The organism is Roseateles koreensis, assembly GCF_028595305.1.
GTDB classification, from domain to species: Bacteria; Pseudomonadota; Gammaproteobacteria; order Burkholderiales; family Burkholderiaceae_C; genus Paucibacter_A; species Paucibacter_A koreensis.
In genome coordinates this window covers 82,806-95,897 of sequence record NZ_JAQQXS010000005.1, presented here as the reverse complement: position 1 = coordinate 95,897, position 13,092 = coordinate 82,806, and the positions used below count along the sequence as shown (strand labels likewise).

At 63.7% G+C, this 13,092-nt stretch carries 12 protein-coding genes; 3 read left to right on the top strand and 9 right to left on the bottom strand.

Going from position 1 to position 13,092, the window contains the following annotated elements; all coding sequences use genetic code 11:
- Positions 1-20: 20 nt before the first annotated feature.
- Genes ureG through PRZ01_RS06735 form a run of 7 tightly spaced genes read right to left on the bottom strand, consistent with a single transcriptional unit; the run spans position 21 to position 4,894 of the window.
- Positions 21-674 (bottom strand): urease accessory protein UreG, encoded by a 654-nt coding sequence (gene ureG, locus PRZ01_RS06765; protein ID WP_273596012.1) that lies wholly within the window; start codon positions 672-674, stop codon positions 21-23.
- Positions 674-1,348 carry an urease accessory protein UreF gene (locus PRZ01_RS06760; RefSeq protein ID WP_273596011.1) on the bottom strand — a complete coding sequence of 225 codons (675 nt, stop codon included), beginning with the start codon at positions 1,346-1,348 and terminating at the stop codon, positions 674-676. Before PRZ01_RS06760 ends, ureG begins: the two co-directional genes overlap by 1 nt.
- Positions 1,348-1,947, bottom strand: a complete 600-nt coding sequence (gene ureE, locus PRZ01_RS06755; protein WP_273596010.1) for an urease accessory protein UreE — start codon at positions 1,945-1,947, stop codon at positions 1,348-1,350. Before ureE ends, PRZ01_RS06760 begins: the two co-directional genes overlap by 1 nt.
- A 52-nt stretch (positions 1,948-1,999) precedes the next feature.
- Positions 2,000-2,482: a GNAT family N-acetyltransferase gene (locus PRZ01_RS06750; protein WP_273596009.1), complete on the bottom strand. Its 483-nt coding sequence runs from the start codon at positions 2,480-2,482 to the stop codon at positions 2,000-2,002.
- A 30-nt stretch (positions 2,483-2,512) separates the two neighbouring features.
- On the bottom strand, positions 2,513-4,237 hold the full coding sequence (gene ureC, locus PRZ01_RS06745; protein ID WP_273596008.1) for an urease subunit alpha: 1,725 nt from the start codon (positions 4,235-4,237) through the stop codon (positions 2,513-2,515).
- A complete protein-coding gene (locus PRZ01_RS06740) occupies positions 4,234-4,539 on the bottom strand; it encodes an urease subunit beta (RefSeq protein ID WP_273596007.1) in 306 nt (101 codons plus the stop codon). The genes ureC and PRZ01_RS06740 overlap by 4 nt, the downstream gene beginning before the upstream one ends.
- Positions 4,540-4,591: 52 nt before the next feature.
- Entirely contained in the window at positions 4,592-4,894 is a 303-nt protein-coding gene (locus PRZ01_RS06735; RefSeq protein WP_273596006.1) for an urease subunit gamma, read from the bottom strand.
- A 118-nt stretch (positions 4,895-5,012) separates the two neighbouring features.
- On the opposite strand from PRZ01_RS06735, the gene PRZ01_RS06730 reads away from it, so the two are divergent.
- From PRZ01_RS06730 to PRZ01_RS06720, 3 genes are all read left to right on the top strand, one after another.
- Entirely contained in the window at positions 5,013-8,489 is a 3,477-nt protein-coding gene (locus tag PRZ01_RS06730; protein WP_273596005.1) for a hybrid sensor histidine kinase/response regulator, read from the top strand.
- Positions 8,479-9,453 carry a response regulator gene (locus tag PRZ01_RS06725; RefSeq protein WP_273596004.1) on the top strand — a complete coding sequence of 325 codons (975 nt, stop codon included), beginning with the start codon at positions 8,479-8,481 and terminating at the stop codon, positions 9,451-9,453. The genes PRZ01_RS06730 and PRZ01_RS06725 overlap by 11 nt, the downstream gene beginning before the upstream one ends.
- A 241-nt stretch (positions 9,454-9,694) precedes the next feature.
- The gene (locus PRZ01_RS06720; protein WP_273596003.1) at positions 9,695-10,312 is read left to right on the top strand and encodes a helix-turn-helix domain-containing protein; all 618 of its coding nucleotides are present in this window, start codon (positions 9,695-9,697) and stop codon (positions 10,310-10,312) included.
- A gap of 57 nt (positions 10,313-10,369) precedes the next feature.
- On the opposite strand, the gene PRZ01_RS06715 is transcribed toward PRZ01_RS06720, so the two are convergent.
- A complete protein-coding gene (locus PRZ01_RS06715) occupies positions 10,370-10,855 on the bottom strand; it encodes a hypothetical protein (protein WP_273596002.1) in 486 nt (161 codons plus the stop codon).
- Positions 10,856-11,015: 160 nt separating this feature from the next.
- The gene (locus PRZ01_RS06710) at positions 11,016-13,076 is read right to left on the bottom strand and encodes a hypothetical protein (RefSeq protein WP_273596001.1); all 2,061 of its coding nucleotides are present in this window, start codon (positions 13,074-13,076) and stop codon (positions 11,016-11,018) included.
- Positions 13,077-13,092: the final 16 nt, after the last annotated feature.

The following is a 13,092-nucleotide window of genomic DNA, read 5'->3' as shown; positions in this document are numbered from 1 at the left end:
ACGCAGCAGGCGTCCCGCACTCAGCCCTGCACCAGCATGCCCTTGCGCTCGATGTAGCTCACCACCTGATCCAGCCCGCTGAGGGTCTTCAGATTGGTCATCACAAAGGGCTTGGTGGGGCCGCGCATGCGCAGGGTGTCGGCCTGCATCACCGCCAGGTCAGCGCCCACATGCGGGGCCAGATCGGTTTTGTTGATGACGAACAGATCGCTCTTGGTGATGCCGGGGCCGCCCTTGCGGGGGATCTTCTCGCCGGCGGCGACGTCGATCACGTAGATCGTCAAATCGCTCAGTTCGGGGCTGAAGGTGGCGGCCAGATTGTCGCCACCGGATTCAATGAACACCACGTCGGCATCGGGAAACTGCGCCAGCATACGGTCGATGGCCTCCAGGTTGATGGAGGCATCTTCACGAATGGCTGTGTGCGGGCAGCCGCCAGTCTCCACGCCCATGATGCGCTCAGCGGGCAAGGCGCCGCTGACGGTCAGCAGGCGCTGATCTTCTTTGGTGTAGATGTCGTTGGTGATGGCCACAAGATCCCAGCGCTCACGCATGGCCTTGCACAGCATCTCCAGCAGCGTGGTTTTGCCGGAGCCCACCGGCCCGCCGATGCCCACACGCAAGGGCGGCAGTTTCTTGGTGCGATGGGGGATGTGGTGGAGTTTGGCAGTCATCAGGATCTGAACAGTCGGGAGTATTGAGTTTCATGCCGCGCCGAAAGAATGGCCAGCATGGGCGAGAAAGCTTGCCGATCAGCGTCCGCCAAGCTCATGGCGTGAGCGACTGCCGGCGGGATGCCTGCCGTCAACCGCGCCAGAATGCGTTGCCCGGCGCTTTGGCCCAAGGGCACTGATTTGATCGCGGCCTGCACCATGTTCTCGGCCCAGCCGAAGGCATAGGCCTGCAAGGCGTCGCCATGGGCCGCGCCGCTGGCGGACAGCGCGAGCGCCATCACCAAGGGGTAGGTGAAGTCGCCCAGCGCCGTACAGGCCTCGATCTGCTCGGGCGTGGCGGTGGCGTGGTTGCGCAGCCAAAGCAGCAGCGAACGCCCCATCTGCGCTGACTGCAAACGAAACTCCTGGCTCTCACGCGTCTGCAGCACCCAGTTGTTCAGGCTGCGCAACCGCGCATGGTCGGCGGCATCCCAGGCCAGCAGGGCCTGCGCCACCACCGCCAAGTCACCGCGCCCCAGGCTCAACTGAAGCTGTTCAGACAAGTACTGCGCGGCGCTCGCCTCGTCGTGAACCCAACCGTGCGCAACCGCCGCCTCCAGCCCCTCGGAATAAGAAAATCCGCCGACAGGCAAGGCCGGCGAGGCCAGCCACAACAGTTGCAGCAGCGCCGACATCAGCCGTGATCGTGCCCGCAACCGGGGCCGTGCACATGCGGCGCGGGTGCAGCGCGTACCGGGATGGCAATCACCTTGGGCGCGGCGGGGGCGGCATGACTGTGATCATGGCCGTGTTCATGCGCGTGCCCATGGCCCGTCGAACCCGCGCCATAGGCTCCGCCTTCGGGCTCAAAGCCGGCCGTCACTTCGTCCACATTCAAGTGCATGGCGCGCAGCATGTCGGCCAGCACGTGGTCGGGCTCGATCATCAGATGGTCGGGGCGCAGGCTGATCGGCACATGCCGGTTGCCCAGGTGGTAAGCCGCGCGGGTCAGATCGAACGGCGAGCCATGGGTGGGGCAAGTAGTGATGCGCAACAAGGGCTGGGGCGCCGCAATCACGCGCAGCAGGGTGCCGTCTTCTGCCACCATCGCATCGCCACCGCGCACCACCGTGCCGCGTGGCAAGAACACGCCCAGCTCGCGGCCTTCGCTGTCGGTGGCCTGGAAGCGGCTTTTCTGGCGCGTGTCCCAGTCCAGTTCAACGGTGGCCGCGCGTTTGAGCAGCACAGGCGCCAGGCCCTGGCCTTGAGAAAGCAATTTTGAAACTTGCAGCATGGTGCCAATGAAGGGGTGTTGAAGCAGGCCTCAGTATCGCTTGCGCCGCAAATCAGCGCGGCGCCAGGGTCAGAGTCATGAAGCGGCTGTTAGGGTCTTCAGCATAGGCCGCGAAGGGCCCGCAGTCGGTAAAGCCATAGCGCTCATACAGCCCATGGGCAGGCTCGAAAAAGGCGTGGGTGCCGGTCTCCAGGCTCAGGCGCTGAAAGCCCAAGGCTCGCGCCTGCTCGAACACATGCGCCAGCAAGCGCCGGCCAATGCCGTGGCCACGCAAGCGGGCCGCGCTGCGCATGGACTTCAGCTCAGCATGGGCCTCATCCAACCGCTTGAGGGCGACTGTGCCCACCAACTGCTCGCCCTGCCACGCCGTCCAGAAATAAATGCCGGGCGCGCGCAGCTTTTCCACGTCCAGCGCAAACACGCACTCCGGCGGCGAGGTGCGGTGCATATCGTCCAGATGCTCTTGCAAAAAGGCAGCCACGCGCGGGTCGCTCAGGGTGGCATCAAGGCAGATTTCAAGCGGCAAGGGCGTCATCGTCAAAACTCAAGAATCAAAGATCAAGACTCAAAACAGGAAATAGCGCTGCGCCATCGGCAGCACGCTGGCCGGCTCACAGGTGAGCAGCAAGCCATCAGCGCGTACGGCGTAGGTTTGGGCGTCCACCTCCATGCGGGGGAGATAGTCGTTATGAATCATCTGCCGCTTGCCGATGCCGCGAATGCCGCGCACCGCCGCCAACGTCTTGTTCAACCCATAACGCTGCCCCACACCGGCCGCCAGGGCCGACTGCGAAACAAAGCTCAGGCTGCCTCGCGCCAGGGCACCGCCATAGGCGCCAAACATCGGCCGGTAGTGCACCGGCTGCGGCGTGGGGATAGACGCGCTGGGGTCGCCCATGGCGGCCATGGCGATGCTGCCGCCCTTCAAGATGATGCTGGGCTTGGCGCCAAAGAAGGCGGGCTTCCACAGCACGAGGTCGGCCCATTTACCCACTTCGACGCTACCCACTTCGTGGCTGATGCCGTGGGCAATGGCGGGGTTGATCGCCAGCTTGGCCACATAACGCTTGACCCGCGCGTTGTCGTTGCCAGGGCCGTCGCCGGGCAAGGCGCCGCGTTGCACCTTCATCTTGTGCGCCGTTTGCCAGCAGCGGATGATGACCTCGCCCACGCGGCCCATGGCCTGGGAGTCGGAGCTGAACATGCTGATGGCGCCGAGGTCGTGCAGGATATCTTCGGCGGCAATGGTTTCGCGGCGGATGCGGCTTTCGGCGAAGGCCAGGTCTTCCGCGATGGCCGGGTCCAGGTGATGGCAGACCATCAACATGTCCACGTGCTCGTCCAGCGTGTTGATGGTGTAGGGCCGCGTCGGGTTGGTGGAGCTGGGCAGCACATTGGCCTCGCCCACCACCTTCAAAATGTCGGGTGCATGGCCGCCGCCCGCCCCTTCGGTGTGAAAAGTGTGGATGGTGCGGCCCTTGAAGGCGGCCACGGTGTCTTCCACAAAACCGCTCTCGTTGAGCGTGTCGGTGTGGATCGCGACCTGGATGTCGGTGTCTTCGGCCACGCTCAGGCAGGCGTCGATGGCGGCGGGCGTGGTGCCCCAGTCTTCATGCAGCTTGAGGCCGACGGCGCCGGCATCCACCTGCTCGCGCAGGGCCGCGCCCGTGCTGGCATTGCCCTTGCCCATAAAGCCGAGATTCATCGGAAATGCATCGGCCGCCTGCAGCATGCGCTCGATGTGCCAGGCGCCCGGCGTACAGGTGGTGGCGAAGGTGCCCGTGGCGGGCCCGGTGCCGCCGCCGAACATGGTGGTGACGCCGCTGCTTAGCGCCTCTTCAATCTGCTGCGGGCAGATGAAGTGGATGTGGGTGTCGACCGCGCCGGCCGTCACGATCATGCCCTCGCAGGCGATAACCTCGGTGCCAGGGCCGATGATGATGTCCACCCCCGGCTGGGTATCGGGGTTGCCGGCCTTGCCGATGGCGAGGATGCGGCCGTCTTTCAAGCCGATGTCCGCCTTGACGATGCCCCAATGGTCGAGGATCAAGGCGTTGGTCATCACCGTATCGACAGCCCCCGCAGCACGCGTGCGCTGCGACTGCGCCATGCCGTCGCGTATGGTCTTGCCGCCACCGAACTTGACTTCCTCTCCATAGCCTCCGGCGCGCAGGGTCAGGTCTTGCTCAACCTCGATGAAGAGTTCGGTATCCGCCAGGCGGAGCCGGTCGCCCACGGTGGGGCCATACATTTCGGCGTAGGCCCGCCGTCCGATTTTGTTGCTGCTCATAGTTTTCCCTGCACCTGGCCGCGAAAGCCGTAGACCACCCGCTCGCCCGCCAGCTCCACCAACTCCACCGTGCGCTGCTGGCCCGGCTCGAAACGCACCGCCAAGCCGGAGGCAATATTGAGCCGCATGCCGCGTGCGGCCGCGCGGTCAAAACCCAGCGCCGCGTTGGTCTCGGCAAAGTGGTAATGCGAGCCGACCTGGATGGGCCGGTCGCCCTCGTTGCGCACCACCAGGCTGAGGGTGCGGCGGCCGGGGTTCAGATCCAGCTCGCCTTCGGGTGTCAACAGTTCACCGGGGATCATGGTGGGGCCTTGTTCTAGGAGGGAATGGGCAGCGCCATCGGCGCTTCAAACATCAAACAATCGGCTGATGCACCGTCACCAGCTTGGTGCCATCGGGAAACGTGGCCTCCACCTGGATGTCGGCAATCATCTCGGCCACGCCGTCCATCACGTCGGCCCGGGTCAGCAGGGTACGCCCCTCACTCATCATCTGCGCGACGGTCTTGCCGTCGCGAGCACCTTCCATCACCGCCGCACTGATAAAGGCTACCGCCTCGGGGTAGTTGAGCTTCAGGCCACGCGCCCGCCGCCGCTCGGCCAGCAAGGCGGCGGTGAAGATCAACAACTTGTCTTTCTCTCGGGGCGTCAGTTCCATGGGGCGGGTTCGGGTGATTGGTGTGGTGGGGGTGCGTGCGGTCCAGGCAATGTAGCAAACGGCGTGCCGCCCAAAGGCTGCGGTGCTTTCAGGCACGAAAACTGCACCGGCTTGGCGCATGAGCCCTTTGCCCGCCCCCGCTGATGCACCGCAGCACGTCATCAAGATCCGGCGGGACTACAACGCCTGGGTGGCCAGCGAGACCTTGGAGGACTACGCCCTGCGCTTCACGCCGCAACGCTTTCGGCGTTGGTCGAACTGGCGGGTTGCGAACACCGCGTTCGGTGCCTCCTCCTTTTTGATTCTGGAGGCCGTGGGCGCCACGCTGTTGATGCAGTACGGCTGGGCCAACGCCTTGTGGGCGATTTTGGCCACCGGGCTGATCATCTTCATGGCGGGCGTACCCATCAGCATCTACGCGGCCCGCTATGGGGTGGACATGGACTTGCTCACCCGGGGCGCAGGCTTCGGCTACCTCGGGTCGACCTTGACCTCGCTGATCTACGCCTCATTCACCTTCATCTTCTTCGCGCTGGAGGCGGCGGTCATGGCCTACGCGTTGGACCTGGCGCTGGACATTCCGCCGCGCTGGGGCTACTTGCTGTGCGCACTGGTGGTGATCCCCCTGGTCACCCACGGTGTCTCCGCCATCAGCCGCCTGCAACTGTGGACGCAGCCGCTGTGGCTGCTGATGCTGGTCTTGCCCTATGCCTATGTGCTGCTGCACGAGCCTGCTGCATTTGCGGGCATCACGCACCATACAGGGGAAAAGTCAGGCGGTGCCGATTTCAATCTGCCCAGTTTTGGTGCGGCGCTGACGGTCGGCATCGCCCTCATCACGCAGATGGGCGAGCAGGCCGACTACCTGCGCTTCATGCCGGCGCAAACGCCCGCCAATCGTCGGCGCTGGTGGGCGGCCGTGCTGATCGGCGGCCCGGGCTGGGTGCTGCTGGGTGTGCCCAAGATGTTGGGCGGCGCCTTGCTGGGCTGGCTGGCGCTCAGCCACGCGGTGCCTGCCGAGCGCGCGGTAGATCCCACCCAGATGTACCTCGCCGCCTACGAATATGTGTTTCCGCACTATCGCTGGGCGGTGGCCGCCACGGCGCTCTTCGTACTGATGTCGCAGCTGAAGATCAATGTCACCAACGCCTATGCCGGGTCGCTGGCGTGGAGTAACTTTTTCTCCCGGCTGACCCACAGCCACCCGGGTCGGGTGGTGTGGGTGGTGTTCAACACCGGCATCGCCTTCATGCTGATGGAGATGAATGTGTTCGAGGCGCTGGGCGAGGTGCTGGGCCTGTTTTCCAACATCGCCATTGCCTGGATCATGGCGGTGGTAGCAGACTTGGTGATCAACAAGCCACTGGGGCTCTCGCCCCCGGGCATCGAGTTCAAACGCGCCTACCTGTACGACATCAACCCCGTCGGCGTGGGTGCAATGGCGCTGGCCTCAGTCTTGTCGGTGACAGCGCACCTGGGCGTGTTCGGGGCGATGGCACAGGCCTTCTCGGCCGTGATTGCAATGCTCACCGCGCTGGCTGCGGCCCCGCTGATCGCCTGGGTCACGCGCGGCCGCTACTATCTGGCGCGGCAGGAAGCCAAGGCCACGGATCAGGGCAGTTATGCCCGCTTGACACCGCGCAACTGCGTGATTTGCGAGCGCAGCTATGAGGCGCCCGATATGGCGCATTGCCCCGCCTACCAGGGCGACATCTGCTCGCTGTGCTGCTCGCTGGATGCCCGCTGCGGCGACCTGTGCAAGCCCGACGCACGCCTCAGCCGCCAATGGGGCGCGCTTCTGCAAGCCACCCTGCCCCGGCCACTGTGGCCGTATCTGGACAAGGGGCTGGCGCATTTTCTGCTGCTGATGGCACTGCTGCTGCCCTTGCTTGCCGCCCTGCTTGGCCTGCTCTACCAGCAAGAATTGCAAGGCCTGCCCGAGCTGGGTGTGGCGGCACGGCCGGCTCTGCGCAGCGGCTTCTTGAAGATTTATCTGGCCCTGCTGGTGCTCAGTGGCGTAGGTGCCTGGTGGATGGTACTGGCGCACAAGAGCCGCGAGGTGGCCCAGGAAGAGTCCAAACGCCAGACCCAGGCGCTGATGCGCGAGATCGCCTCGCACCGCCGCACCGACGAAGCCCTGCAAGCCGCCCGCCAGCAGGCTGACCTCGCCAACCAGGCCAAGAGCCGCTACATCAGTGCCATCAGCCACGAGCTGCGCACGCCGCTCAACAGCATTTTGGGCTATGCCCAGCTGATGGCAGAAGACGCGCAGATCCCCCTGCATCGGCAACATGCGGTGCAAGTCATCAAGCGCGGCGGCGAGCACCTGATGCAGCTGATCGACGGAACGCTGGACATTGCCCGCATCGAGGCGGGCAAGTTGTCGCTCATCTCCGCGCCGCTGCAGTTCTCCGATGCCATGCATGAACTGGCGGACATGTTTGAGCCCCAGGCGGCGGCCAAAGGCCTGGCCTTTCATTTCGAGCCGCAAGGCACCTTGCCCGACTGGGTGCGGGGTGACGAAAAGCGGGTGCGGCAGATTCTCATCAACCTGATCGGCAACGCCATCAAGTTCACCCGCCAGGGGCAGGTCAGCGTGCGGGTGCGGTACGCCAGAGAGATGGCGCAGATCGAGATCGAAGACACCGGCCCCGGCCTCACGGCGCAAGAGCTTGCACGTGTTTTCGAGCCCTTCACCCGCGGCGACAGTGCTGCCAGCTCAGCCCCGGGTGCCGGCCTGGGCCTGACCATCGCCAAGATGCTGACCGAGTTGATGGGCGGCGAGTTGAAGGCACGCAGCAAGACCGGCGCAGGCACCGGCGCCGTGTTCGTGCTGCGGCTGTTTCTGCCCGAACTGCATGAACGTGCTACCGAACGACTGCGCACCCGTGCCCCGCAGGCCCGGCGAGCTTATGCCGGGCCGCGCCGGCGCATCTTGGTGGTGGACAACGAAGAGCCCGACCGCCAGTTGTTGACCGAGCTGCTGCAGCCGCTGGGTTTCGAGGTTCGCAGTGCCGCCAGCGGCCATGACGCGCTGGATTTGATCGTGAGCGGATTTCGCCCGCACGCCGTGTTAATGGACCTGGCCATGCCCGGCATCGACGGCTGGGAGACCATCCACCGCCTGCGCCAGCTCTACGCCAAAGAGCCACCGCCCTGCATCGCCATCGTGTCGGCCAATGCCTTCGAAAAGGGTCAGGAGAACGGCGCAGGCATTGGCGCCGAAGACTTCATTCTCAAACCACTGCGCCACAGCGAGTTGCTGGATTGGCTGGGAGGGCGCTTGGCACTGGAATGGCTGGCCGAAGATCCCGAAAACGTCAAAGGTAACACCAACGCTAAACACTCGACCCAGCCAGCGGCCAGCGCCGCGCCGACCCCAGTTGCAGGCGCCACCCCACTCGACCCGCAGCACCTGTCCGACTTGCGTCAGGCCTTGCAGTTAGGCTATTACCGCGGCGTGCTGCAACAACTCGACCTGCTGGCTGCGCAGCACCCGCAGGCACAGGCTTTTTGCGAGCACCTGCGCGGCCTGGCCCAGCAATTCCAGTTCGACGCCATGCTTCGCCTTCTCGACACCCTCCATGCTCACTGACTCCCAACACAGCCCGCGGGTATTGATCGTCGATGACGTGCCCGACAACCTGGCCGTTCTGCATGACGCACTGGACGAATCCGGCTACACCGTGCTGGTGGCACTGGACGGCGAGAGCGCCTTGCAGCGCGCCGCCCAGGCCCAGCCCGACATCGTGCTGCTCGACGCAATGATGCCGGGAATGGACGGCTTTGAAGTGGCCCGCCGGCTCAAGGCCAACCCGGCCACCAGCCACATCCCCATCATCTTCATGACCGGGCTGACTGACACCGAGCATCTGGTCGCCGCCCTGGCTGCCGGCGGCGTTGACTATGTGACCAAGCCCATCAAGCCCAAAGAAGTCCTGGCCCGCATGCAAGTGCATATGCAAGGTGCCCGCCAGGTACGCCAGAGCCGCCATGCCCTGGATGCTTTTGGTTATGCCAGCATCACCGTGCGCGCCAGTGACGGCCGCCTGATGTGGCAGACCCCGCTGGCGCGCGAGCTGCTGGCGCATTACTTCGGCGGCCCGGCGACGCATGCATCCCAAACTCCGGCCCCCGTGCTGGCTTGGCTGCGCGAGCATTTGCCCGCGGCGCGGGAACAGCACGTCGAGCCCCCACGGCTGGTGGTGGAGTCCGGCGCGCGGCGCCTCTCCTTCAGCCTGCATCAGCAATTAGGAGGCGAAGACAACACGGCGGAGGCCGACGACTGGCTGATCGTGATGCGCGAGGTCTCAGACGCGGCCTTGATCGACTCCCTGGCGCTCGCCTTCAAGCTCACCGCCCGCGAAGCCGAGGTGCTGTACTGGGTGATCCAGGGGAAAATCAACCGCGATATCGGCGACATCCTGGGCGCCAGCCCCGCCACCGTGAAGAAGCACCTGGAACGCATCTTCGCCAAGCTCGGCGTTGAAACCCGCACCTCCGCCGCCGGCATGGCCCTGGGCCGCATGCGGGCCCTGCATCCGCAATGGGAAATTTGAGACTCAAAGCAAATTCATTGCAAGTTTGCGACAAAAACATAACTATTTATCGTTACGGCATGCGATAGAAAAATTGACTTTTGTCACCCATACTTGAAAAAGGCCGCAAAGGGCCTCGGGATAGTCACCGTCACTATCCACGATGAAGGCTGGAGGCCGTCACATGGCCGAAGCACAGATGGCATTGAAGAAGGGGGATCCGAGCAGGCCCGAATTTGGGCGATTCTCACGGAGCAGCGCCATGCCAAGTCTTCTGCAACATGCGAATCAAGCAGAACAGCGAGCAACACAAATTCTTGAAAGCCTGCCCGCACCGCTGATGGTGTTGCGGCGGGATCGCCATTTGCTATTCACCAACCGGTCTGCCGACAAAATGCTCGAAGCCGGCGAGGCCGAGCAGCGTGCGCAGCACCTGATGCAAGTCGGGCAGATCAATGCCCCCAAACTGGAACAGGTGCTTCACCAGGCAGCTCGAGGAGACTGCGCGCAAGCGGCACTGTGGTTCAGGGGCACGCTGAAAACAGGGTGGCTGCATGCCTCACGCCTGCCGAGCGATATGGCACGGCCCAACGACTGGCCCGACGACAGCCTGCTGCTGCTGATCCAACGCGATCAACCTGAATTTTCACAATATGCGCGCATCGAAGCCCTGTGCCGGGAACGGCACATCAGCAACGCCGAGCGCCAAGTGCTAACGCTCTTGGCCAGTGGGCTGGAGGTGGAGGCCACGGCGGCACAACTGGGCGTGCAAATCAGCACGGTGCGCACGCACGTGCGGCACCTGCTCAACAAGACCCAGGCTCATTCACTGATGCAGCTGGTGCGGTGGCTGGGGAGCAGCACCTCGCTGCCCCATTGATGTGTTGACGATCCCCAAAGTGAGGCTTGCGCCAGGAGGAGGACTGGCAGCATTGACTCACTCGGCGCGCGCCACTACTTGCGAGCTGAGGGGTTTGACCACGGCCACGGGCTGGTCCTCTGAATCTTCACCCGGGCGAAGGGGTCTGAAGACCACCAGAAATGCAAAATTCTGGTTCGCCTGCCCGTCGTTGACACACTGGATTTTGCCAATGGCATGCCGCAAAGGGCTGCGAAACTCCATCGGCCCGCCCGCGAGCGCGACGTCTGCCAGCTGATTTCCCTCAAGGCGGAAATCCACCCGTACTTCGGCGTTGCGGTCAACGTCGCGAATGCTGCGCGCCAGCGAGAGCTTGACGGCCTCTCCGTAGTCGGCACACCGGGCTTGCACATCCTCCCTGGGTGCCACCGAACGTGCGCCTTGCACGTCCACCGGTGGCAACTGGCTTTGCGCCAGGGCCTGCACGCCGCACCCGCTTGACACAGCGGCGATAACGCCTAAAACCAGCGGTCTTGCACTGAAGATTCTTGCATTCAATTTCATGACGAAACTCCTGGTGAAGTTCAAAACGAGCAGCCCCATCACTGCCCCGCCCTCACACTAGTTGCCGCCACTTCGCAATGCAAAGCCTTCCCGGTGAAACCTCCTCATGACTGTTGATTTTCGTGCCACTTGGGTGCAGCTTGGGTATTAGTGGCACGGACTATTGCGGCACGATCGGGCTCATGCCCAGTTGGGTAAACAAGGCGTTCGCCGCGGGCAGGTTCAAACGCAGGGTGTAAGTGGTGCGCCCGACCTGGTTCTGAAAGCCGTAGAAAATCTGCCCGCCACGTTCCACGAAGATGCGTTTGTAGCTCAACCTATTGGCCATCATCGGCAAGCCGGTAAAGCTCATCACACGCGCGTCGCCCAGGGCTTCAATCTTGTAGCTCCCGGTCCCCAACAAGCTGCAGTTGCGGATGCTGCCATCGGCATTACGGACCAGGCAGTTGTAGTAGTTGACGCCGTTGCCGCTGCCCGTAAAGCTCATGCGCAACGCCGCTGTCGTGGTGTAGTACTTGCCGCTACCCGCCGGTTGGGTTTGCGCGTTCGGCAAAGAGCCCAAACCCAGCGTCGAGTTGCTCCACCATTCATTGCTCGCCAGGGAGGCACCATCGGCGTTGCTGCCTTGTGCAAAGACGCAGGGCACGCCGGGGCTGTGCGCAACCATGTCCTCCAAAGTCGCAGGCGCACTCCGATAGGCAGAGGCATTGGTGGAGTTGACCTTGGCGCACTCAACGGTCGAGCTGGTGACTGCGTTGCCACCCGCCGCGACCGCCGCATTGAAGATCGACACCACATTGCTGCTGCGCACATCGTAGGCATAGGCCGCCGTGCTCGGTACGACGGATATCGCCCAGAGCTTCGATTGATCTGGAAAGGTGGCCGTGCCCAGCAAGGCCATGTTGGCCGGGCCGAAGGTGGCATAACTGACACCTGAGTCGGCACCAGGGAAGCTGCGAATCTGATTGGTGATCACATCGCTGAGCGATTTACCCGAGATGTCCTGCGCCGTACGAAGCGAGGTTCCCACCTCAAAGCCATCACAGTAGTTGTAATTGCGGTGCCCAGTGGCGTCGGTTTCGGAATTGCTGCTGCGGGTGCCCAAAGGGCAGGCAACCCAGGCGCTGCCATTCCAGTGCTGGTCAGCTTGCCGACCCGGATCGGTGTTGTAACCCCAGGTGTTGACGGTACCCGCAACATTTGCGCTGTGCACATCGTAATAGTGGGTGAACTTGTTAGCGTCAGGTGTGTTGTCGGCGGCCGTGCTCTCCATCGCACGGTAGTACCAGTTGTTCGCATCCGTAAACGTAAAGGCCCGCAAGGTTGCACCGGCGGCTGGCGTGCCTGAGGCAGCGCTGTTGTCAATCGGTGCCTTGTTGCTGGCCACCGTCGCCGCGGCGTTCGTGACGTCCAGGCCCGTCTGCGTGCTCACCAGCGTGGTCGCCAGAGCGGCCAGCGCTTTGTCTTTGTCAGCTGCGCTCGAACTACCGCTCACGCTGGCGTCGGTTGCCGCTGCGGCAACCGCCGGCAGCACAGCAGCAATGGCTTGCCGCGCGGCGTTGTTGATATCGGCCTGCGCGATGGTGTTGCCTGCGGCATCCTTGGTACCCACCAAGGTCTTGAGCACATCCAACTGCGCCTGCGTGGCGAGCACCACGGTACGCGCCACAATGGTGGCGGTGGCATCACCGCCGCTGATGTAGTTGCTGAACAAGGAGGCGGCCAACCCTGTCTGCGCCTTCACAAACGACTCTGCCGCCGCCGTGGTCCCCCCGGCCGCAACGAGGTGCTGCTGCACCATATCGGTCAGGGGGCTGATGACGGCCGGCTGGTCAGCCGGTGCGCTGAGCACATAAGGTGTGGTGATGGCACCGTGGTCGGCATCCACCGCATCCGTACCGATGCTGGCGATGACCGGATATTTGCCCACATCGGCAATCAAGATGTCCAGCGAGACTTTGCCGGAGGCGTCGGTCACGCCGCTCGGTTCACCCGTGTCGCAAATTCCATTGGCATTTTTATCCAGGCAGACCACGGCGCCTTTGATGGCCCCGTCGATCACGGCGATCTGCACAGACTGTGTGGTCGGCAGGGGCGCAGGCGTATCCACACTGGCGCCACCGCCGCCCCCGCAGGCGGTCAAGTTCGCAACGGCTGCGAACAACGCAGTCAATGAATACCGCTGCCGCGCGGTGACAGAAGGGTGTAGGTGCGAGTCCATCGAGGGCCCCTTGTAG